This is a genomic window from uncultured Tateyamaria sp. (assembly GCF_947496075.1).
Classification (GTDB): domain Bacteria; phylum Pseudomonadota; class Alphaproteobacteria; order Rhodobacterales; family Rhodobacteraceae; genus Tateyamaria.
In genome coordinates, this window is record NZ_CANMBJ010000006.1 from 565,217 (window position 1) to 585,222 (window position 20,006).

The following is a 20,006-nucleotide window of genomic DNA, read 5'->3' on the forward strand; positions in this document are numbered from 1 at the left end:
TGCCGACGGTGTACCACGTGCTTTGACCGCGGATGATTTCATCGCTGTGGACCCGGCGCAAGCCAAACTCGGCCAGCTTCTGTTCTATGATCGCATCCTGTCCGGCAACCGCAATATCGCCTGTTCCACCTGTCACCATCCCGACCTTGGCACCGGTGACGGTCTGAGCCTCGGCATCGGCGAAGGGGGCGAAGGTTTGGGCCCGCAGCGGACTGCCGGCGTGGGCGATGACCGCATCCGCAAACGCATCCCCCGCAACGCGCCCGGCCTCTGGAACCTCGGGGCCAAGGACCTGCACACCATCTTCCACGACGGACGCCTCAGCGTCGCCGACACCTATGAGAACGGATTTAACTCCCCGGCCGAGGAATGGCTGCCCGAGGGATTGAATAACCTATTGGCAGCACAGGCAATTTTCCCGCTGGTCGCCCAGTTTGAAATGGCTGGAAACCCCAAGGAAAACGAGGTTGCTGGGGCCATCCACCAGCGTATGGATTACGCGTGGCCCATCCTTGCAGACCGTGTGCGCCACATCCCTCCATATGCCGAAGGGTTCGCGGGGGCGTATGACCATATCAAAACGGCCAAGGACATCACCATTGCCGATATCGCGAATGCGCTCAGTGCCTTCATGACCTGGGAATGGACCAGCACGGACAGCCCCTTCGACGCCTATCTGTCGGGCGATGAAAAAGCCCTGAATACTCAACAAAAGCAGGGGCTTGAACTGTTCTATGGCAAGGCGAATTGCAGCAGTTGCCACAGTGGCCCACTGATGACTGATCAGGCATTCCACGCCCTCGGCCTGCCGCCCTTTGGCCCTGGTCGAACCCGCCGCTTTGATCCCATGGTGCGGGATGTCGGACGCATGGGGGAAAGCGACGCGCTCGAAGATGCCTATGCCTTCAAAACACCGATGCTCCGAAACGTGGCCCTGACCGCCCCCTATGGGCACAACGGTGCATATCCGACCCTCGAAGGGATCGTGCGGCATCATATGAACCCCTTGCAATCATTGGATAATTGGACGCCAGAGATAGCAGCTCTGCCGTCCGTTCCGTGGCTTGAGGCGATCGATTTCATGGTTTGGCAAGACAGCCGCGAAATGGCGCGTCAACGCGCGGCGGTGCAGATTGAAAATAACCTTCTTACGGACAGCGAAGTCGATCAGATCGTGGCGTTCCTACATGCCCTGACAGGTGAAACCGCAAATGACGGCAAACTGGGCGTGGCAAAGGCAGTGCCAAGCGGCCTGCCGGTTGATCCGAGAATAACGCCCTAGCGGCCCTTCCAGACCGGATCGCGTTTCTCGGCAAATGCGCGGGCACCTTCCAGTTGATCTTCGGAACGATATAGCGTCTCGACCGTGGGCAACTGGCTGTTGGTAATGCGGTTCATTGCGTCCTGAAACTTGGAGTCCTCGGCGTCCCGTACCACTTCCTTGATCGCGGCGTAGACCAACGGTGGACCCGATGCGATCAACCGGGCCAAGTCCCACGCGCGGTCCATAAGCCCCTGGACGGAAACGATTTCATTGACCAAGCCCCAGCGGTGCCCTTCCTCCGCATCGAACCAGCGCCCGGTCAGCAAAAGCTCCATCGCGATGTGGTAGGGGATGCGCTTGGGAAGTTTGATGCTGGCGGCATCGGCAACGGTGCCGGACCGGATTTCCGGCAAGGCAAATGTCGCATGCTCGGCCGCCAGGATCATGTCTGCGCTCAATGCCAGTTCCAGCCCGCCACCACAGGCAATGCCGTTCACGGCCGCGATGACCGGTTTGTTGAGGCCGCGCAATTCCTGCAATCCGCCGAAGCCCCCGACGCCATAATCGCCATCAACAGCATCCCCGTCCGCGGCGGCCTTGAGGTCCCAGCCGGGGCAAAAGAACTTCTCGCCCGCGCCCGTTATGATGGCCACGCGCAGCTCGGGATCGTCGCGGAACGCCATAAAGGTTTCACCCATGATCCGGCTTGTGGCGAGGTCGATGGCATTGGCCTTGGGCCGGTCCAACGTGACTTCCAGGATCGCGCCTTCGCGCCTTGTTTTTATGGGGCTCATCGATCAGGCCTTTCGTATCAGCGCATCAACGGCAACAGCGCGGGTGGGGGTGCAGATCAGCGGGTTCACTTCAACCTCGCTGAGGGTGTCGGCATGTGCAAGCACGTAGGATTGGATGGCCAGTACTGCCTCGCGGATGGCCGAAGGATCAGCAGCTGGTTTACCGCGATACCCGCGAAGCAGCACAGAGCAGCGCAAGCGCGACAGGGCCGTGTCGATATCTGTCGCAGTAACGGGCAAAAGCAGTGATTGCGTGTCTTGCATCAGTTCGGTCAACACTCCGCCCGCACCAAGGGTCAGAACAAACCCGTGGGCCGGATCGCGAACAACACCAACCAGCAGTTCTGCGACGCCATCCGTCACCATTTCCTCGATGAGAATTGTTCGTGTCCCGATGCTGTCGGCGACCGCGCCAATGTCCGCTGCAGATACATTCAGGTGGACAGCATTCGCTTCCGTCTTGTGCGCGAGCCCAACCCCTTTCACAGCCAAAGGCCCTTCAAGGGCGGTCGCTTCTTGCTCAGCGTCCTTGGCTGAAAAAAGACGGTTCTCCGGCACGTTCAACCCATGCAGTGCAAGCTCCGCTTTCGCCTCAGCCTCAGTCAGATGCATTGTGGCCTCCGACGTGCCGGGCACACATATCGGGGTCGGGTGGGGGGCATGAATGTGGTACGCAGCCTCAATGGCGGCAAGAGCTTCGCGCAGGCCGAGGAAGGGGACGACGCCACCTTCGGCCAATTGCTGCGCGGTCTGCTCAGGCATCAATTCCGGCAAGGTGGCCACGACGCCAAAGGGGGCTTTGGTGTTCGCACGTACTTTCAGGGCAGCATCAGTTGCGCAGGCCCAATCAGAGCTGTCGGTGAACGGGTAGTCCACGATCGACAGGGTCATGTTGACCCCGTCACCGGTCATGGCCGACCATGCACATGCCATCGTGTCGGAATCGCGCCAGATATAGGTGTGGTAATCCAATGGGTTCGCAACCGCGACCATGGGGCCGAGAGAGGCGCGCAGATCGGTTTTCTGTGCGTCTGTCAGGTCAGGGAACGTCAGGCCCGTGTCCAGCGCCATATCCGCTATCAAGCTGGCCTCACCACCCGAACAGCTAATGGATGCAATCCTGTTCCCTGACATCGGGCCATACAGATGCAGCAGTTTCAGGGTTTCCAGAAAGTCGGGCAATGCATTGACGCGGGCAATGCCCAAACGGTCCAGAAATGCCTGAGCCCCTGTATCCGACCCAGCCAGGGATGCGGTGTGCGAAACTGTCGCCAGCCGCGCTTGGTCCGACGCACCAACCTTCAGAGCGACCAATGGAATGCCACGATCATATGCCTTTGCGGCCAAGGCTTCCCACTGGCGCACATCACCGAAGCCTTCGATATGCAGTCCAATGGCTGTAACCCGCTGATCCTCAAGCAGCGAAAGCGCCAGCTCGGCTTGGCTCGTTTGCGCCATATTCCCCGAGGTGATCGCATAGGCGACGGGCAGTGCCCGTTGCTGCATCGTCAGGTTGATCGCGATGTTCGAACTTTGGGTAAGGATGGCGACACCCCTATCCACGGGCGTGCATCCATGCTGGTCCGGCCAAAGAAGCGCCTGGTCCAACGCGTTGATGAAGCCATAGCAGTTCGGGCCAAGGATAGGCATATCGCCGGCCGCTTGGATCAACTGCGCCTGCAAGTCAGCGGAGCTTTCATCTTCGGCCGTGGCTTCCGCAAAGCCGGAGGCGAAACAGACAGCACCGCCCGCGCCGAGGCACGATAGGGTGGATACAACGTCAATAGTTGCAGCACGATTCACACCGATGAACGTGGCATCGGGGGGCGCTGGCAAATCCTCGACCGATGGGAATGCGCCGTGGTTTGCAAGCACCGGCTTGTTTGGGTGTACTGGCCAGATTGCGCCATCAAAACCGAAACGCTTGGCCTGTTCGATAACGGAAGTGCACCACGGGCCGCCGCCGATGACGGCGATTGATTTGGGGCGCAACAGTCGCGAAAGCTTGCTCTTCCCTGTTTCAAAAAAATCCCGGGGAGCGCGAGGGGCTGGCCCCTCGCTCCGGTCGGATGGGCTTTGCCCATGCGAAACCATCTCAGGCACCCAAGGGCCGCAAAAGATCGCGGCTGATGATGTGGCGTTGGATTTCGCTGGTGCCATCCCAGATGCGCTCGACCCGCGCGTCGCGCCAGAACCGCTCAATCGGGAAGTCATCCATCAAACCCATGCCACCATAGATTTGTAACGTGGTGTCGGTGACCCGCGCCAGGGCTTCGGAGGCGTAAAGCTTGGCTGACGCGATCTCGCGGTTCGACGGCAGCCCCTGATCCAACCGCCACGCAGCCGCCAGGGTAAGCCAGTCGGCGGCATCAATCTCGGTGATCATGTCCGCGATTTGAAAGCTGACGCCCTGGAACTTTCCGATGGGCTGGCCAAACTGCTTGCGCTCGGCCGCATATTTCAGGGCATAGTCAAAGCACCGTCGCGCCCGGCCCACGCTGAAGGCCGCAACCGTCAGGCGCGTCGCATAAAGCCATTCATTCATCACGGCAAAACCGCCATCGACCTCACCCAGAACCTGCGCATCGGGCAGGCGGCACTCATCGAAATACAGGATGCAATTCTTGTACCCCTTGTGGCTGACTGAATTGTAGCCGTCGCGCACTTCGAACCCCGGCGTGCCACGATCCACAAGGAATGTGGTGATCCGCTTCTTTGGTCCCTTAGGCGTGTCATCGACGCCGGTGGCGATGAACACGATGAAGAAATCAGCGTGTTCCGCGCCCGAGATGAAGTGTTTGGACCCGTTAATGACCCAATCGCCACCGTCGCGGAAGGCGGTACATTTCATACCGCGCACATCTGAACCAGCATCAGGCTCGGTCATGGCCAGCGCATCCATCCGCTCGCCCCGCACGGCAGGCAGCAGGTAGCGTTCACGCTGGTCTTCGTTACAGGCCATCAGGATGTTTTGCGGACGACCAAAGAAATGGGTCAGCGCCATCGATCCGCGCCCCAACTCGCGCTCGACCAGCGTAAAGTCCATATGGCTGAGGCCCGCACCGCCAACCTCTTCTGGGAAGTTGCAGGCATAGAACCCCATATCGATGACCTTGCGCTTGATCTCTTCCCCCAACTCGTGGGGAACCTGCCCGGTTCGTTCGACCTCGGCCTCGTGGGGGTAAATCTCTTTCTCGACGAAACTGCGGACAGTCGAGACGATCATGTCCTGCTCTTCGGTCAAACCAAACTGCATCGGTGCGTTCCCTGTTGTGGCTGCAGGATCAGAGCGCGGCTTGCCGACATACAACGTGCAGTGCTAGGCATTTATCATGCAGGAATGGTCGAAAATCCATGACGCGATGCAGCATGTGGACATCGTCCTGTTTGATCGGTTTTCGAACCACTGCCTCGCGAATTTCGTTGAACCGCTGCGGGCTGCGAACGGGTTCTTGCGGCGCACCGCTTATCAATGGCGGTTTTTCACGCTGGATGGCACGCCGGTCTCCAGCTCAAGCGGGTTGCAGATTGAGCCACATGATGCTCTCGCAAACGCCGAGGGCACCGCGCTGATGCTTATGCCGTCTTACGGCATTCGCGACTTGGATCAGGATCGTATCTTGGGTGCCGTCCGCAGTGCCGCACGGCGATACGCTGTTCTGGGTGGCCTCGACACAGGAAGCTGGCTCTTGGCGCGTGCCGGTTTTTTGGATGACCACCGCGCAACCATTCATTGGGACATGCTCGATGCCTTTTCCGAGGCGTTCCCGGATGTTGAGACTGTGCGGCAACGCTATGTCATCGATGCCGATCGCATCACGTGTTCAGGTGCCATGGCGGCCTTTGATCTGGCAAACAGCCTGATTGCGTCCGCACATGGACCGCTGGTCGCCATGGAGGTTGCCCAACTGTTCATGTCGCGCGAAACGGTGCAAGCGCTGCCAGTCCGCGCGTCGGGACGAATGGTCGGCCGGGCGGTGGCGATGATGCAGGACAATATCGAGTATCCGCTTCCCATTCCCGAGATCGCGCGTCGCGTCGGGTGCACCCAGAAAACGCTGGAGCATCGTATGAAGACTGCGATGGTCGCAACGCCAGCGACCGTGTACCGGCGTCTGCGCCTCAACGCCGTTTTGCGCCTTGTGCAGGACACCGATCTGCCCGTGTCAGAGATCGCGGGCAGATGCGGGTATGAGAACGCCAGCGCCATGACACGTGCCTTCAGGGCAGCCTTTGGTCAAAGCCCGCAAGCCATGCGCCAGGACAACCCTTAGCTGGGCGTTGGCTCTGATGCCGTTTCGGTGCTTTCCACATCCTTTGCTTTTCCGGGGAAGATGCGGCGCAGGGCAACATAGAACACCGGCGTGAAGAACAGGCCAAGGAAGGTCACGCCGGACATCCCGAAAAAGACAGCGGTGCCCAAGGCTTGCCGCATCTCGGACCCGGGGCCAGTGGCGATCATCAGTGGTACCACACCAAGGATGAAGGCAAAGGCTGTCATCAGGATCGGTCGCAGACGCAGGCGGCACGCGTCCACGGCGGCGTCAATCGCGGACATCCCCTTTTCCTCTTGCGCTTGTTTTGCGAATTCCACGATTAGGATGGCGTTCTTGGCCGACAGGCCCACCAATACGATAAGTCCCACCTGCGTCAGAATGTTGTTGTCCATGCCGCGCAGCATCACACCCGACAAGGCAGACAGGACTGCAAGTGGCACCACAAGAATGATGGCAAGTGGCAAGACCCAGCTTTCATAGAGAGCGGCAAGAAAGAGGAAAGCAAACAGAACCGAGAAGGCAAAGATGTATGTTGCCGTGTCACCCTGATTGCGTTCCTGCAGCGCCAATTCGGTCCATTCGTAATCCACGCCGGGCGGCAGCAGTTGTTCAGCCAATTCCTCCATAGCGATCAGGGCGTCACCCGTGGACACACCCGGGATGGCGTTGCCCTGGATCGGCACAGACACGAGTTGGTTATAGCGCTGCACCAGTGCAGGGCCTGCCGTGTCGACCACGGATACAAGGGTTCCCAATGGAACAAGTGCACCAGTTGCCGTCCGGACACGCAGGGATCGAATGTCTTCTTCGTCCAGTCGGAACTGCTGGTCGGCCTGCGCGCGCACCTGGAACAGGCGGCCAAAGGCGTTGAAGTCGTTCACATAGGCTGAACCAAGGTTGATCGACAATGTCTCAAAGATCTCTCCAATCGGAACGTTCAGCATTTGCGCGCGCACGCGGTCAATCTCGAGGTACACCTGAGGCGAACTGGCTGAGAATGTCGTGAAGACGCCCGTCACCTTGTCCGATTGTTGTGCGGCACCCATGATGGCGTAGGCACTGTTCAACACGCGGCGCATGTCCGCACTGTCAGTGTCCTGCAGCTGCATCTTGAAGCCACCACCGGTGCCGACACCCCGTACCGAAGGGGGCGCGATGGCAATGATGAATGCCTCTCGGATCACCTGCATGCGGCCAAAGAGCTGCCCGACAATTGCATTGGCATCCAACCCGCTTTCCAGACGGTCCTCGAACGGGGCGAAGGTCGTGAAGATCACGCCCTGATTGCTGGCGTTGGTGAAGGTGGCACCCGAGAACCCGGCGAACGCAACGGCATTGGTGACGCCAGGCGTTTCAAGCGCAATCTCGGTGGCTTGCTTCATCACCGTGTCGGTCCGGTCCAGCGATGCCCCCTCGGGCAATTGCACCACGACGATGGCATAGCCTTGGTCCGCGTCAGGGATGAAGCCCGTCGGCACCTGTTCATTGATCCACCATGCTGTGCCCAAAAGACCTGCGAAGGCGACAATTGCGACCGCGATCATGCCCCACGTACCAACAAGCACCCGCACAACGGCGGCATAGCCGCGCGTGACGATATCAAGACCGCCGTTGAAGGCGTTGGCAAAATAAGCACCAAGCTGCGACAGCGGGTTGCGTGACAGTGAGTTGCTATTCGGTTTCAGAAAAATTGCGGCAAGGGCGGGGGACAGGCTGAGCGAGTTGATGCTTGAGATCACGGTTGCCACCGAGATGGTGACGGCGAACTGCCTGTAGAACTGTCCGGTGATACCGGGCACCAGCGCGGCAGGGACAAAGACCGCGATCAGAACAAGTGTTGTGCCGATGATGGCACTTTGCACCTCGTCCATGGATCTGGCCGACGCCTGGCGCGGTGTCATGCCGTTGCGGATGTTTCGTTCGACGTTTTCGACAACAACGATGGCGTCATCCACCACAATGCCGATGGCAAGGATTAACCCGAACAACGTCAGCAGGTTCAGCGTGTAGCCAAGCGCCAGCATCACCGCGAATGTCCCGATCAGAGACACCGGTATCGCAAGCAGCGGAATAAGGGCGGTGCGCCAGCTTTGCAGGAAGACGATGATGACGATGACGACCAACAACACAGCTTCAAACAGCGTTTTGTAGACGGCGTCGATGGAGGCGCTGATGAATTCGGTTGGGTTGTAGACGACCTGGTATTCCAACCCGTTCGGGAAGTCCTGGGCCAGTTCGTCCATCGTCGCCCGCACTTCGTCTGCGGTGGCCAACGCGTTCGAACCGGGTCGCTGGAAGATACCAAGCGCTACAGCAGGTTTGTTGTTGAGATAGGAGTTGGTGACGTAGGACCGCGCACCGATCTCGATCCGTGCGACATCACGCACCCGGACAACACGCCCGGTATCCGACGCCTTTACGATGACCCGCCCGAATTCCCTTGGGTCTTCCAATCTCCCTTGGGTCGTGACGGACACCTGAAAGGCATTGTCTGCGGTGTTCGGAGGGGCACCAAGCGAGCCACCAGATACCTGAACATTCTGCTCTCTAAGCGCGTCTACCACGTCACTGGCCGTCAGGCTGAGGGAGGCCAGCTTGTCCGGGTCCAGCCAGACGCGCGCTGAAAACTCGCGTTCCCCAAAGATGATCAGATCGCCCACGCCGTCCAAGCGCACCAGCCGGTCGCGCACCCGCGCGCGGGCATAGTTGGACACATAAAGCTGGTCGAACGTGGCGTCCGGCGACAGCATATGCACAACCATCATCAGGTCCGGGGATGACTTGGTCGTTGTCACACCCAATGCGCGCACCTCTTGGGGCAGGCGCGGTTCGGCAATGGCGACCCGGTTTTGCACCAGCACCTGCGCCGTATCCAGATCGGTGCCCAGTTCAAAAGTGACGGTCAGGCTCATCGCGCCGTCTGCCGTTGCGTATGAGGACATGTACAACATGCCTTCGATCCCGTTGATTTCCTGCTCAAGCGGGGTTGCAACGGTGTTTGCAATGGTCGTCGCATCAGCCCCCGGATAAGAGGCGCGCACCACGATCGAGGGCGGTGCGATTTCGGGGTATTGTTCAATCGGCAACTGATAGTACGAGATCAAGCCGACAATCGTCATGATCACGGATACAACGACGGCAAAGATTGGGCGGCTGACGAAAAAGCGGCCCATATCAGTTCTCCGCGATGAGTGGCAGTTCGACCATATCCGGGTTCACTGTCATGCCCGGGCGGGCGGTCACCAGACCGTCAATCACGATTGTTTCGGTTCCATCCATACCTTCGCGCACGACGCGGTATCCATCTATTCCGGGTCCGGGACGGATTGGCAAAGGCGTGACCACACCATCGGCGTCGACGGTCATCACAAGCCGCCGGTTTTGATCGGCAACAATTGCCCGGTCGGGGATCAGAATACCTTCATATGGAAGCGATCCCGGCACATTGACCCGACCAAACAGCCCAGGCGTTAGTAACTCATCCGGGTTTTCCAGAACGGCGCGGACGCGCATTGTGCCGGTTTCGGCATCGATCCTGTTCTCCGAAAAATCGAGGTATCCTGTTTGCGGCGGGATTTTGTTATCCGACAGCGTCACCTTGACCTCCAACGCACCACCCCCTTCTTGCAGGGCGGTTCCGCGTGCGCGCGCATCCCGCGCGTAGGCAAGGAAATACCGTTCATCGATGTCGAAGACGAAGTAGATGGGATCGTTCGAAACAATGGACGTCAGCACGGTTTGATCCGCAGAAACCAGGTTGCCGGGATCAATCAGTGATCGATCAATCCGTCCGGACATCGGTGCGCGTATCTCTGAAAACTCCAGATCCAGCTCGGCCAATTCCAATGCCGCACGGGCCTGTTCCAAGGCCCCTTGCGCGGCCAGATACGCCTCGCGCCGTTCATCCAGAACACTTTGCGGGATGGTGCCGTTTCCGATCAGCGCTTGCGCCCGCTCCAGCTGTTCAGTTGCAAACTCATATGTCGCATCGGCGACATCAATCTGCGCCTGCGCCTGTCTGAGGGCGGTGCGGAACTGCCGTTGGTCGATTGTGAACAGAAGCTGGCCCGCCTCGACCAGACTGCCCTCCTTGAAATGAACCTCCTCGAGGTAACCTGAGACACGCGACCGCAAGGACACTTCGGACCTTGCCTCGAACCGGCCCACAAATTCGTCATCTTCGACGATTGTTTTGACGACCGGCTTGGCCGCCGTCACGGTTGGTGGACCCTGCTGCGCTGTGGCTGCGGCCCCGAAAACCAAAAGCAAAACAAAGGAGAGTGACGCCAAAGTCTTCATAAGAACTGTCCCGGTATTGTGGCTTGATCTGCGCGCCGACATGTCACGTAGGGTGTGATTGGTATGGATCAACCTGATCTCGTAGAACTAGTAAGCCAAGGTGGCTGTCTTTGAGTCCACAAATTCACACAGTTCGTGTGCGCGTGATCTGCGTGATGACGCCAAATTCACCACTTGCCACAACTTAAGCTGGCATTGCGGGTCACTTTGGCGGATGCTGATGGCATTCATTCTTTCAATTATTGAGCCAGCTATGTCATTTCTTCCGTATTCCGTCCAAAAGGCAGTCTTTTCGATTGTCGAAGCCATTCCGTTCTTGGCCAAACGCGTCAACCGGTGGGCAATCAATCGCGTTGTCAATCGCGCCCGCCCGCGCCCGCATCCACTGAGCACGGAGCGCGACTATGTCTGGTGGGGTGGTTTGACCGACCGCCGTTGGAGTGGCCGACACCTGCCACCGCGTCCCCGGGCCAATGCCGCCGATCCCGAAGATCTCGCCACGCTGTTTCGTCGCAAGGACGGCAAACAACGCATGTGCCCCAAGTCGACATGTCTGTTTCCGGCCTTTGCGCAATATCTGACGGACGGTTTTATCCGCACGGAATCCGAAGACTTGGTGCCTGCGGGCGAAGACCCCACTCACCGCTTGAAACGCAACACGTCGAACCACGAGATTGACCTTTGTCCTCTCTACGGCCGCACCCGCGCACAGACTCTGGCGCTGCGTCTTCGGTCTGACGAAAAAGGCCGCAAGGGGCGGCTCGCTTCGCAGATGATCGACGGAGAGGAATACGCACCGTTCCTTTACAAGGACGGCAAGGTCGATCCGCAGTTCGATGTCCTTGACCCACCGCTCGGGCAAAGCACGCTTGATGATACGCGCCGGCCCACGATCTTTGCCTTCGGTGGTGACCGTGCAAACTCGGTCCCTCAGGTTGCCATGTTGAACACGTTGTTCCTGCGGGAACACAACCGCCTCGCGGCAGAGATTGAGGCCGATCATCCAGATTGGGATGACGACCGGGTGTTTGAGACCGCGCGCAACGCGGTCATCGTCATATTCATCAAGATCGTAGTCGAGGATTACATCAACCACATTTCTCCGCTGCCCTTCAGCCTGCGCGCCGATCCGTCCGTTGCCTGGAACGCGCCATGGAACAAACCAAACTGGATCACCACCGAATTCAGCCTGCTCTATCGCTGGCACGCGCTGATCCCCGATGCGCTGAAATGGGGGGGCGAAAAACGCCCGGTACACACCACATTCATGAATAATGCGCTGCTGATCGATCACGGCCTGCTTGCTGCATTTTCAGGGATCAGCGACACCCAAGCGGCCGAGTTGGGACCGTGCAACACCGCCGAACCGCTCCTGCATATTGAGGTGGCCTCGATCAAACAGGACCGCGACTGTGCATTGGCCAGCTTTTCAGATTATTGCGACTACATGAGCCAGCGCAGGCCCGCGAATTTCGAGGCGATCTCGTCTGATCCCGAGGTCGCAGGCCTGCTCCGCCAATTCTATGACGGCCCGCGCGACGTGGATTTCCACGTCGGACTGTTCTGTGAAGATCGGGTGCCCAACAGCCCGCTGCCCAGCCTTGTGCTCAAGTTCGTGGCGCTTGATGCATTCAGTCAGGCCCTGACTAACCCGCTTTTGTCGCGGCATGTGTTCAAGCGCTCGACCTTCTCCGGAGCGGGGTGGCGTGCGATCAACCGCACGGAAACACTGCGGGATGTGGTTGATCGCAATGTGACCGGTGGGGCGGGGGACACGTTTATCGGGATGACCCGACCGGCTTGGACGCCTGAGTAGTCAGGCGGAAGGGTAGATCAGCGGCAAGCGGCGTCTGTGCCAGTTGCGCCATGTGCCAAGCCAGAACAAGGTTGCTGGACAGGACCGGCATGTCGCGCGCGGCTTCGATGTCCGGGATGGCGTTCAGCGTACGCAAGTTGGTGCAAGATAAAAACAGGGCATCCAGTTCTGTTTCCCGGCCAAGGTCTTGGGCCGCGTTGATGACGGACTGCGCCGTGATGCGGACCACACGCTCTTCCAGGGGCTCATCGAAGCTGGCAAATGCCACGACGTCGATTCCGGCGTCCCCCAGAACGGTACGCAAACGGTCCGACACGCTCTCGATATAGGGGCTCAACAGGCCAAGCCGAGTGACGCCAAGATGCTGGCAGGCGGCGATCAGTGCCGTGACCGGGTCCGTGACGTGGGGAGTGTCCACGCCTGCTTGCACCAGATCAGCGATGTTTCCTGCGCCAATTTCGGCGGTACCCGAGGTGCAGGCATAGGCGACGCAGGCCATCTCAGCACCCCGCGGCAACAGCGCTGCGGCACCGGTCAGGTTGCCTGCCATCTCGCGCAACGTGTCGGGTGTCACCGATGTGCCGGATGGGACGCGACTGATCATGTATTCAACATCCGGGGGCATCAGGACGCGCATGTCCTGTTCGATCGTTTCATCCGCCTGCAGGACGATCAGTCCAAGCTGCGTGGGACGGGTGTCGTCGATGTCATAAGGGACACTCATTTCAGCACCCGAATGGCAGGGCCTTGGGGGGATGACAGCCACTCCGCTCCGGTCTCGCGGACCACGATGTTTTCTTCATGGACCATGATGCGCCCATCGCCCAAGGATACCGATGGCTCCAGCGTCAGCACCATGCCTGGATTTAGTGGGGTGTGGTCCGCCACAATAATGGATGGCCACTCGGTCAGCTGCATACCCAGCCCGTGACCAAGGCGCCCCGCCTCCATCGCCTCACCTCCTGGATTGGCGATGGTGTTCATGGCGTGGAAAATGTCGGAAATCGTCGCGCCGGGGCGGGCCGCGTCAAACCCGGCTTGGGTGGAATCGATCAATCGTGCATGGGCATCCCGCACCTCGGTACTCGGTACATCGATGCTGAAGTTGCGATCGAAATCGCAGAAGTACCCATCATGCACGAGGCCGGTGTCGAGCATCAGCACATCCCCCTGCGCCAAAGGCACATCCGTCGCCGGAGAAATCACATCGCCGTACCCGCCCTGATTCGATGCCCCTGCAAGGTACGGCACCCAATCGGCCCCTTCTTCAAGGCAAAGCGCTTGAAACAGGCGAAACACCTCGGACAATGGTGTTCCTGTTCGGGCGACCTCGGCCACGCGATCAAAGGCTCGGTCGGCGATGTTTGCAGCGGTTCGTATCTTTGAAATCTCGGCCTCGGATTTGGTCAATCGCAAACGCCGCGTGATCTGCATATCGCTCACCAGCCTGCGCGATCCCAGCTTTTGCTCGAGGCTGCGCAGATCGCCCAAAGGCATGCGGACATAGCTTTCCATCGCATCGGCAATGCCGATTGAGCCGCCGGGCGGAGTGTGCTCGGACAATGTGTCGACCAGCAATGCGATACCGTCATCGTCATAGTCCGGTGCCTGCCACGTCCGAATATCGGTGATCCATGTCTGGCCCATCAGATGTGCGCCGATGGATGGAATAACGGCAATCGGGTTGCCTTCCGCTGGAACGACAACGAACCAAGGGCGCGTCGGGCTTTCCCAGAAGCGGGTGAGAAAGCCGGTGTAGTACCTGATCTCCGGCTCAGTTGTGAGCAGCAGGGCAGACAGGCCAGCACCTTCCATCATCGACTGGGCCTTGCGGGTGCGCTCCGCAAATTCAGCCGTGGGGAAACCGCGCGCGTGCGGTGTCATTCCGACGCCTCCTCGCTCAGGATCAACAGCACGCGTGACGCGTCCGTCAGACCCAATGCGTCACGATGGGGGGCGCTTGCCAGCAAGGCAGACAGACCCGCCGCCCCGGAGGGCGTGGATGCCAAGCCAACTTTGGCCGAAACAGCGCTGCCGTGCGCGCCTTCCTCCTCGGAAATCAGCACGTAGTCATTGGCGTCTCGCGCCAACCCTTTGAGTGCGATCAGCGATGGTTCTTTGCAATCAAGCCGCCCCATGTCCGAACTTGGCCCTTCGGTCACTTGCGGGGCGCCCGCCTGAACGGACGCGAAAAGGGCGGGGGCCACCTCGGGTTCAACCACGATGATCCGGGGCGCCTGTCCCCATGCGTCGCGCGCATAGGCGGCACAGGCCGCGGCCAGTCCACCAACGCCCGCCTGCAGGAAGATGTGGGTGGGCGCATCCATAGCGGCCACGGTTTCCTGCATCAGTACAGTATACCCTTCCATCAAACGGTGCGGGATGTCGAAGTAGCCGGGCCAGGAGCTGTCAGAAAGAAGCGTCCAGCCATTGGCCTCCGCCGCACGGGCCGCTTCGGCCATGCTGTCTTCGTAGACCGAGCCATGACGCCGTACATCCGCACCAAAGCTACGCAGCCGGTCGGCAAACACCTCCGGCACGGTGTCTGCCAGATAGATAACCGCCTTTGCACCGAAGGCTTGCGCACCCGCCGCGACTGACAAGCCGTGATTGCCAGCGCTGGCCGTCACATAAGTTCGTCCAGACGCTGCGCCGGTCTCGGCGTCGCAGGCAATGACATAAGCCGCACCAAGCGCCTTGAAGCTGCCCAAACCCATGCGCGCCCGTTCGTCCTTGATCTGCACCTCGGCTACATTCGCACTGTCCGCCAAGACAGGCGAGGACACCAATGGTGTTGGCGCCGCCGCCGGGCACCGGCGCAGCAGGCGCGCTGGATTGTCTGCGCTCACGCTGGGATCTGGAACGTCAGTTAGCGTGGCAATGGCTGCGTCGGCGCGGGTGTCTGTACGGGCAAGATGTTTCATGCCCAAACGCTATCAGGTGCTGCAGTCCACGCTAGATAGAATCGCGACATCGCGCGGTGCTGATGCGGCGAGTGCAGTGATATTGCGGAAAGTGGCTGGGATGGTAGGACTCGAACCTACAACCTACTGTACCAAAAACAGTTGATCTACCAATTGATCTACATCCCAACGTGCCGCGCTAATTAGAGCGGCAAAGCGATGTGCGCAAGCCCCTTTACATCAAAAATCCGACTATTCCTTGGGGGCCGCATCTGTCAGCAAATCGGGGGCGTCGGGGTCATTGCGTTCCGCATCCACCAGCTTGTCCAGTCCCGGCTCTGACATGTCGGTAACATCGGCGGCTTCGACCTCTGGGGCTGTCGGCAAAGCGGGTGCCTGTTCGCTTGGTCCGGGCTGGTCCAATTCTGCGTCGAGTGCCGCACCGCCCAGCAACTGAATGCGATAGGTGGTGTCGGGCACTTCGATTCCGGCCCCTTCGATTCGTGCCTTGACCAGACGCAGGGCCTCCCCCTTGGCTCGGACCAGCGATGTCGCCTCTTGATCGATCCAGCCCGTGACTGTCATGAAAATCGCGCCATCCCCGATCCGTTCGATCCACGACATTGGAGCGGGCTCGGAAAGGATAAAGGGCAGCTCCGCCACGGTTTCTTCTGCCATGCGCCGCACCTCGGCCAGATCGGCGTCCGAACTCACGCCAATCTCAAAGCTGAAGCGGCGTTCGGTGTTGGTGGAGTAGTTCACGATGCGGCTTTTGAAGACGGTCGCATTGGGGATGCGAATGTGGTTGCCGTCAAAGCTCAGCAGAATAGTCGCCCGACTGGTCAGGCGAATGACCTTGCCCGTGTCGCCTTCGATTTCGACGACATCATTGGGACGAAAGGGTTGGCGGATCGACAACATGATCGATGCGATAAAGTTTTCGACGGTGTCACGCACGGCAAAACCGATGGCCAGACCCACGATCCCCGCCGCGCCCAGTATCGTGCCCAGCAAGGCCGTCGCTCCAAGGATATCCAGCGCGATGACCACACCTGCGATAAAGAACAGGATACGTACCACCTGGCGGTAGATGTTGGCGATAAAGGCATTTGGCGCGATCCGGTCCCAAGGATAACGTGCGCGAGCCAGCAACATCCCAAGGGTCAGAACCAGAACAAAGGCCAAAAGGGCAACCGCAATCAGCGGCAGCATCGCAACGGCCTGTGTCATGCGGGCCTGAAAGCGCTCGACCGCCGGGTTCAACCGGGCGACCACATCCGTCGTTTCGGTCACTTCGTTCTCGATGGCAACGACGCCTTCGACACGGCCAACCAGTTCGTTCAGGCGGTCGGCGGTTGCGGTGTCCACGGTCGTGCCCCGCAGTGTCACGATGCCAGACGTGACAGACACAGTTACCCCGTCGAACCCGTCAAGCTCGTTCAGAATATCGCGGATACGCACCGCAATTGCGGCGTCCTGTGCGGCACTGTCCGTGATGGCAATCGTGCCTTGGGGCTGGCTCGCGTTCTGTGCCGAAAGTGGTGCAGCGCACAGGCACAGGATGATCAATAGCGCACGGATCACGTCTGCACCTCGACCAGAATGGCTCCGGCCCGCCGACCTGCTTCGACCGCATCATGTGCTGCTGCTGTGTCTGCCAGCGCAAAGGTTTGGGCAATCGGGCAGGTCAGCGCGCCTGTAAGCAGCGCATCATGCAGATGCTCGATCGCCACGGCGCGTTGATCTGGCGGCAGAAGATAGATCAACAGGATGTCGACCGTCGCAGCCTTGAACAGCAATGGACCAAAGGGCAGCGTGGGCGCCATGTCCTGCGCCGAGCCATAGGCCGCGATGGTGCCATTGGGGGCAATCACCTCCGCATCGGTCCCCACATTGCGGCCAAATTCCACTTCGATGATGCGCGATATAGGCGCGCCGTCATTGGCCGCCAGAATGTGCTGTGCAAGGTCAGGGTCGGAGTAGTTCAGAACAACGTCTGCACCTGCGTCCTCCGCGGCGGTCAATCCGTCCCCCCGGGCTGTTGCGATCACCTTGGCACCACCCCATTTCGCCAGTTGCACGGCCAGCAGGCCGACAGTGCCTGCACCGCCTTGGATAAGAAGCGTTTGGCCTGCAACAGCGCCACCTCCGAAAACAGCATGTGCTGCGGTCAGGCCGGGAATGCCCAACACGGCCCCTGTGTCCATGGTGATCGGGTCTGGCAGCGGTACCGCTTGGTCTGCGGGCAGACAGATATGTGTTGCGGCCGTGCCGAAGGGGCGCTGCCACTGGCCGTTCCAGATCCAGACACGTTGCCCGATCCGTGTCTCTGGCACATCATCGCCAACGGCCACGATCCGTCCCGCGCCATCGCTATGTGGGATGATCTGGTCAAACGGAGGCTTTGTCACACCGGGCCGTGTGCCAGAGCGTGCTTTGACATCTGACGGGTTCACGCCGGAAAAGGTCAACTCGACCAGCACCTCGCCCGGTGCGGGGTCCGGCGTTGGCATCTCTGCCAAGGTCAGAACATCCGAGGCCGGGCCGAAACGGGTGTAGTGAATGGCTTTCATTGGAATGTTCTTCTTGGATACGCGTTGTGCAATGCTTTGAATGCTAAACAAGATAAGGGCAAGAGCAAGGAGAGTTGCTGATGACGCGACGGGTATTGATACCACCGGGGCTCGAGGCCGCCTGTGACGCGGCGGGCATGTCGCCGGGGGTCCTATCGCACAATCATGTATTCATGACAGGTGTCACCGGGGCAGCGGCGGACGGAACGATGCCAGTGTCGGAGGAGGCACAATTCCACGCCTGTTTCACCAAGATTGGCGAGGTGCTGGCCCAAGCCGACCTTACCCTGAACGCCGTTGTCGAGATGACCAGTTACCACGTGGGGCTCCACGCCCATTTCGATGCGTTTGATGCCGTGCGCCGCGCACATCTGTCACAACCTTACCCTGCTTGGACAGCGGTCGAGGTGGCAGGGTTGCGCCGCGAAGGGGCGGTCGTGGAAATCCGTATTGTGGCGGAGCTGGGTTAGTCGCGCAGTTCGTCTATCGCAACACCCCAAAGCCGTGCTTTGGGTGCCCAACCGCGATAGCCGCCAGAACTCAGGCGGCACCACTCGGGTCCGCATTTGCCCAATCGGGCGACAACGCCAGCTTCCAATGCAGCGGTGACGGGCGCATTGGCATCAGGTTTGGTGCGAAGGGTCAGCATGTCCTGTTCGACAATGACCGTGCGTGTGCCGGAAAGCAGCGAATAGTGCACCCAGCCGCCCAGTCCGTCCCGGTCTTCGACCCGGCGCCAGTGGCCATGTTCGGCCGTGATGCGCAGCGGCATGTCGCGCCGCTTGAACACCCAGTCGATTCTGTGGGTCAGGGAGGGGCCGCGGCGCACGTTACCCTCTGCCGCTTTCATCGACACAAAGCGCGGCAAGGGCAGGTTGGTCACGGGACCCGTGTCTCGTGCAACAGCGGGCAGGGTCAGGCCCAGCACCAAAAGCATCGATAGCACAAACCGCCAAACCGCAATCATCGGGAACTTTCCGCTCGTCACTCGCCTTTTGATGTGGCCGAGGTTCTTGTGCCTCGTGCTCACATCCGCCACCATGCCAAAGATAGGACCCAAGGCCAAGCACCGGGGAGGGCGCAATGCCAAAGGAACGTCTGAGTGTTGTCGTTACGCGACGGTTGCCCGCCGAGGTGGAAACCCGGTTGAGCGAACTGTTCGACGTCACCTTGCGCGACAGCGATGCGCCCATGACCCGCACCGAGTTGGTCGAGGCGATGAAGGCGGCTGATGTTCTGGTTCCCACGATCACCGACACCGTGGATGGGGCCATGATCGGGCAAGCTGGCGAACGTTTGAAACTGATCGCGAACTATGGCGCAGGTGTTGATAATATTGATGTCTCGACGGCGCGGCAGCGCGGTATCCTGGTGTCAAACACGCCCGGTGTACTGACCGATGACACTGCCGACATGACCATGGGTCTGATCCTTGCCGTGACCCGCCGCCTGCCCGAAGGGCTGGCTGCGATGCAATCGGGCACATGGGACGGATGGGCGCCCACCGCATTCCTTGGCGGCCGGGTGGCCGGGCGCAGGCTCGGCATCCTTGGCATGGGTCGCATCGGACAGGCGGTTGCCCGCCGAGCGGCGGCTTTCGGGATGCAGGTGCACTACCACAACCGCCGCCGCCTGCGGCCCGAGATCGAAGAAGAGTTGCAAGCCACGTGGTGGGAGAGCCTGGACCAGATGGTGGCGCGCATGGACGTTATCAGCGTCAACTGTCCGCACACGCCCTCTACCTTTCACCTGATGAATGCACGCCGTTTGAAACTGATGAAGCCGGATGCCGTGATCGTGAACACGTCGCGTGGCGAGGTGATTGATGAAAACGCCCTGACACGCATGTTGCGGGCGGGCGAGATCGCGGGGGCGGGCCTCGATGTCTATGAAAACGGGACCGAGGTGAACCCGCGCCTGCGCGAACTGAACAACGTTGTATTGTTGCCCCATATGGGTTCGGCCACCCGCGAAAGCCGGATCGAAATGGGCGAAAAGGTCATTATCAATATCAAGACCTTTGACGATGGTCACCGCCCACCTGATCAGGTCGTGCCGTCCATGCTTTGATGCCCCGGGC

The 20,006-nt window shown here is 59.9% G+C and carries 16 protein-coding genes and 1 tRNA gene; 5 read left to right on the top strand and 12 right to left on the bottom strand.

Annotation, left to right across the window (positions count from 1 at the left end; translation table 11 throughout):
- Positions 1-22 precede the first annotated feature (22 nt).
- On the top strand, positions 23-1,282 hold the full coding sequence (locus Q1A51_RS21620) for a cytochrome c peroxidase (protein ID WP_299602325.1): 1,260 nt from the start codon (positions 23-25) through the stop codon (positions 1,280-1,282).
- On the opposite strand, the gene Q1A51_RS21625 is transcribed toward Q1A51_RS21620, so the two are convergent.
- The 3 genes from Q1A51_RS21625 to Q1A51_RS21635 all read right to left on the bottom strand — a co-directional run bounded on the left by Q1A51_RS21625 (position 1,279) and on the right by Q1A51_RS21635 (position 5,314).
- On the bottom strand, positions 1,279-2,058 hold the full coding sequence (locus tag Q1A51_RS21625) for a carnitinyl-CoA dehydratase (RefSeq protein ID WP_299205359.1): 780 nt from the start codon (positions 2,056-2,058) through the stop codon (positions 1,279-1,281). The genes Q1A51_RS21620 and Q1A51_RS21625 overlap by 4 nt on opposite strands.
- 3 nt (positions 2,059-2,061) lie before the next feature.
- Complete coding sequence (locus Q1A51_RS21630; protein WP_299602816.1) at positions 2,062-4,053, bottom strand: acetate--CoA ligase family protein; 1,992 nt, start codon at positions 4,051-4,053, stop codon at positions 2,062-2,064.
- A 100-nt stretch (positions 4,054-4,153) separates the two neighbouring features.
- Entirely contained in the window at positions 4,154-5,314 is a 1,161-nt protein-coding gene (locus Q1A51_RS21635) for an acyl-CoA dehydrogenase family protein (protein ID WP_299602327.1), read from the bottom strand.
- A 76-nt stretch (positions 5,315-5,390) separates the two neighbouring features.
- On the opposite strand from Q1A51_RS21635, the gene Q1A51_RS21640 reads away from it, so the two are divergent.
- The gene (locus Q1A51_RS21640; RefSeq protein WP_299602330.1) at positions 5,391-6,332 is read left to right on the top strand and encodes a GlxA family transcriptional regulator; all 942 of its coding nucleotides are present in this window, start codon (positions 5,391-5,393) and stop codon (positions 6,330-6,332) included.
- Here Q1A51_RS21640 and Q1A51_RS21645 read toward each other — a convergent pair.
- Both Q1A51_RS21645 and Q1A51_RS21650 read right to left on the bottom strand, forming a co-directional pair.
- Positions 6,329-9,508, bottom strand: coding sequence for a multidrug efflux RND transporter permease subunit (locus Q1A51_RS21645; protein ID WP_299602332.1), 3,180 nt, complete (start codon positions 9,506-9,508; stop codon positions 6,329-6,331). The genes Q1A51_RS21640 and Q1A51_RS21645 overlap by 4 nt on opposite strands.
- 1 nt (position 9,509) lies before the next feature.
- Entirely contained in the window at positions 9,510-10,634 is a 1,125-nt protein-coding gene (locus Q1A51_RS21650) for an efflux RND transporter periplasmic adaptor subunit (protein WP_299205347.1), read from the bottom strand.
- 253 nt (positions 10,635-10,887) lie between these two features.
- Here Q1A51_RS21650 and Q1A51_RS21655 point away from each other — a divergent pair, with 253 nt between their 5' ends.
- Entirely contained in the window at positions 10,888-12,450 is a 1,563-nt protein-coding gene (locus Q1A51_RS21655; RefSeq protein ID WP_299602334.1) for a peroxidase family protein, read from the top strand.
- Here Q1A51_RS21655 and Q1A51_RS21660 read toward each other — a convergent pair.
- The 6 genes from Q1A51_RS21660 to Q1A51_RS21685 all read right to left on the bottom strand — a co-directional run bounded on the left by Q1A51_RS21660 (position 12,413) and on the right by Q1A51_RS21685 (position 17,926).
- Complete coding sequence (locus Q1A51_RS21660) at positions 12,413-13,174, bottom strand: Asp/Glu racemase (protein WP_299602337.1); 762 nt, start codon at positions 13,172-13,174, stop codon at positions 12,413-12,415. The two genes, Q1A51_RS21655 and Q1A51_RS21660, sit on opposite strands and share 38 nt — an antisense overlap.
- The gene (locus tag Q1A51_RS21665; RefSeq protein WP_299602340.1) at positions 13,171-14,334 is read right to left on the bottom strand and encodes a Xaa-Pro peptidase family protein; all 1,164 of its coding nucleotides are present in this window, start codon (positions 14,332-14,334) and stop codon (positions 13,171-13,173) included. The genes Q1A51_RS21660 and Q1A51_RS21665 overlap by 4 nt, the downstream gene beginning before the upstream one ends.
- On the bottom strand, positions 14,331-15,374 hold the full coding sequence (locus tag Q1A51_RS21670; protein WP_299602343.1) for a pyridoxal-phosphate dependent enzyme: 1,044 nt from the start codon (positions 15,372-15,374) through the stop codon (positions 14,331-14,333). Before Q1A51_RS21670 ends, Q1A51_RS21665 begins: the two co-directional genes overlap by 4 nt.
- Positions 15,375-15,466: 92 nt before the next feature.
- Positions 15,467-15,542 (bottom strand) — tRNA-Gln (locus Q1A51_RS21675).
- A 63-nt stretch (positions 15,543-15,605) separates the two neighbouring features.
- Entirely contained in the window at positions 15,606-16,937 is a 1,332-nt protein-coding gene (locus Q1A51_RS21680; protein ID WP_366870265.1) for a mechanosensitive ion channel family protein, read from the bottom strand.
- Positions 16,934-17,926, bottom strand: coding sequence for an NADPH:quinone reductase (locus tag Q1A51_RS21685; protein ID WP_299602345.1), 993 nt, complete (start codon positions 17,924-17,926; stop codon positions 16,934-16,936). Before Q1A51_RS21685 ends, Q1A51_RS21680 begins: the two co-directional genes overlap by 4 nt.
- 80 nt (positions 17,927-18,006) lie before the next feature.
- Here Q1A51_RS21685 and Q1A51_RS21690 point away from each other — a divergent pair, with 80 nt between their 5' ends.
- On the top strand, positions 18,007-18,396 hold the full coding sequence (locus tag Q1A51_RS21690) for a Rid family hydrolase (protein ID WP_299602347.1): 390 nt from the start codon (positions 18,007-18,009) through the stop codon (positions 18,394-18,396).
- Here Q1A51_RS21690 and Q1A51_RS21695 read toward each other — a convergent pair.
- On the bottom strand, positions 18,393-18,863 hold the full coding sequence (locus Q1A51_RS21695) for an SH3 domain-containing protein (protein ID WP_299205917.1): 471 nt from the start codon (positions 18,861-18,863) through the stop codon (positions 18,393-18,395). The two genes, Q1A51_RS21690 and Q1A51_RS21695, sit on opposite strands and share 4 nt — an antisense overlap.
- Before the next feature lie 146 nt (positions 18,864-19,009).
- On the opposite strand from Q1A51_RS21695, the gene Q1A51_RS21700 reads away from it, so the two are divergent.
- On the top strand, positions 19,010-19,996 hold the full coding sequence (locus Q1A51_RS21700) for a D-glycerate dehydrogenase (protein WP_299205327.1): 987 nt from the start codon (positions 19,010-19,012) through the stop codon (positions 19,994-19,996).
- Positions 19,997-20,006: the final 10 nt, after the last annotated feature.